We start from the raw sequence: 2,659 nt of genomic DNA on the forward strand, positions 1-2,659 counted from the left end.
GGTGACGGGTGACGGGTGACGGGTGACGGGTGACGGGTGACGGGTGACGGGTGACGGGTGACGGGTGACGGGTGACGGGTGACGGGTGACGGGTGACGGGATGCGTCGGCGTTGGCGTTGGCGTCGGCCAGGATCCGAAACAGCAGAAAGCCTCATCCACCGTGCGTGGATGAGGCTTTCTCGTATCCGCCGATCCCCTCAGTGCGTCTCGGGGTAGGTGGAGCGCGGCTGCTTGGGCTTGCGGGGCGGCGGCGGCGGCACGGGCTCGGTGCTGCCGCCCCCCAGCCAGTCGCCGATGCCGCGCAGGGTGCGGTCGAACCATCCGCCGGCGCCCTCGGGGTGCACGGGGCAGTACTCCGTGGGCTCCGAGCCGGGGATGAAGTACTCCGTCCGCACGTCGCTGCCGGGGCACGCGGCCGTGGCCAGCTTGCCCGTGTGCCGGTCCACGTTCACCTCAAGCAGCCCGGCGGGCGGGTTCCACCCCGCGGGCGCCGTGTGCGACTGGTAGTACCCCGCCATCACCTTGCCCCACACGGGCGCCGCCAGCCCGCCGCCCGACGCGTTGCTCAGGATGCGCTGCGGCCGGTCGAAGCCCAGCCACACGCCCGCGACCACGTCCGGCGTGGCGCCCACGAACCACACGTCGGCCGCCTCGTTGGTCGTCCCCGTCTTGCCCGCGGCGGGAATGCTGTACGGAAGCCCCGCCTGCCGCACGCCGCTGCCCGTGCCGTGGTCCACCACGTCGCGCATGAGCGACGTGGTCAGGAACGCCACGGACGGCGACATCACGTAGCGCCGCTCGCGCCGGGCCTCGTACAGCACGCGGCCGTTGGCGTCTTCCACCCGGCGGATGAGGCGCGGCTTGACGGCCGCGCCCCCGTTGGCGAACGGCGCGTACGCCGCCACGAGTTCGATGGGGATCACGTCCGCCGCGCCCAGAAAGGTGGACGGGTACGCCTTGACGGGCGTGGTGATGCCCAGCTCGCGCGCCTGCGCCACCACGTTCGTGGCGCCCACGCGCGTGCCCAGCACGACGGCCGCGCGGTTGGACGACGTGCGCAGGGCGCCGCGCATGTCCATCGTCACCGTGTCGCTCACGTGGTCCGCGGGATAGTAGCCCAGCGAATCCGCCGCGCCCCCGCTCACCCCCGGGCCGATGAGCGGCTCCGTGATGGGGATGCCCCGCGCAAGCGCCGCCGAGTAGACGATGGGCTTGAACGCCGAGCCCGCCTGCCGCTTGGCCTGCGTCACCCGGTCGAACTGGCTGAGCGCGTAGTCGCGGCCACCCACGAGCGCCAGCACGTCGCCGTCGTCCGCGTCGAGCGCGACGAACATCCCCTGCAGGCAGCGGTCGGGGTTGCTCACGGCGCCGCCCGCGCACGACGTGCCGCGGAACCGCCCGTGCGTGCCGCGCTCCACGGCGCGGATCTGCGCCACGAGCGCCTGCTCGGCGTTGCGCTGCAGCTCGGGGTCCAGCGACGTGTAGACGCGCAGCCCCATCTGGTCGGCGTCGGCGCCAAAGCGCTCGCGCAGTTCGCGGCGCACGGCGGCCACAAAGTACGGCGCGCGGCCGCGAGCCTCGGCCGGGGGCGCCAGGCCCAGGGGCTCGGCCTTGGCCTCCTCCGCCTCTTCGGCCGTGATCACGCCGGAGCTGGCCATCATTCCCAGCACCAGGTTGCGGCGCGCCAGCACGCCGGCCGGGTTGCGGCGCGGGTCGTAGTGCGACGGGTTGCGGGGGATGGTGGCCAGCGTGGCGGCCTGGGCGTTGGTCAGCCGCGTGGCGCTCTTGCCGAAGTAGCCCTGCGCGGCCGCCTCTACCCCGTGCATGCCGCCGCCCAGGTAGATCTGGTTGAGGTACATCTCCAGGATCTGGTCCTTGGAGAACGCGTCCTCGATGTCGCGCGCCAGCACCACCTCCCACGCCTTGCGCTTGATGGTCTTTTCGCGCTTGAGGTGCTGGGGAAAGACGTTGCGGGCCAGCTGCATGGTGACCGTGCTGAAGCCCTGGCTCCAGCTCAGGTCCTTGACGTTGCGGGCCACCGCGCCAAAGAACCGGCGGTAGTCCACGCCGTGGTGGCGGTAGAAGCGCTTGTCCTCCACGGCCAGGAACGCGCCGCTGACGTGCGCAGGGATGCGGTCCAGCGGCACGACGATGCGCCGCTCGGGCGCCAGGTGCGCCACCAGCTGCCGCCGTCCGTCGAAGATGCGGCTGGCCTGGGGCGGCGTGTACTCGCGCAGGGCGGCCACGGACGGGCAGTCGGCGCCGCTGCAGCGCGGCCACAGGTACGCCAGCCCCGCCGCGCCGGCCGCCAGGCCGACGATGCAGAGAATGCCCAGGATGCGCAGCGCCAGCCGCAGGCGCGGGCGCTTGGCGGCGGCCGGCTTGCGGCCGCGGGACCGGGAATTCTTGCGTGCCATCTCGTTCGTGGAAACGGGAAGCGAAAAGACTGCCGCGGGAGCGGGATGGAGACCCGATCAGTACCGGCGGGCGCCGCACCGGGTTCCGGCGCGCGCCCCGACGGGCCCATGTCGCTGTGCGGGCTGAGCTTGAAAGATAACGAACCGCGCGCGCATCGGGCCAGTGATTCCGGATACGCAGCGGGATACCGATCAGATTCAGGCCCGTCGCTGCGCGACGGGGGGCCCTCTCCCCCGACCG

General features: G+C 72.7%; 1 protein-coding gene. It reads right to left on the reverse strand.

Going from position 1 to position 2,659, the window contains the following annotated elements; translation table 11 throughout:
- Positions 1-198: 198 nt before the first annotated feature.
- The gene (locus VFZ20_RS30355; protein WP_329687719.1) at positions 199-2,418 is read right to left on the reverse strand and encodes a PBP1A family penicillin-binding protein; all 2,220 of its coding nucleotides are present in this window, start codon (positions 2,416-2,418) and stop codon (positions 199-201) included.
- Between the last annotated feature and the right edge of the window lie 241 nt (positions 2,419-2,659).

The organism is Longimicrobium sp. (genome assembly GCF_036280135.1).
GTDB lineage: Bacteria > Gemmatimonadota > Gemmatimonadetes > Longimicrobiales > Longimicrobiaceae > Longimicrobium.

Excerpts from the sequence above, each read along its gene's own strand:
- VFZ20_RS30355 (WP_329687719.1), bottom strand. The coding sequence starts at position 2,418 with ATGGCACGCAAGAATTCCCGGTCCCGCGGCCGCAAGCCGGCCGCCGCC.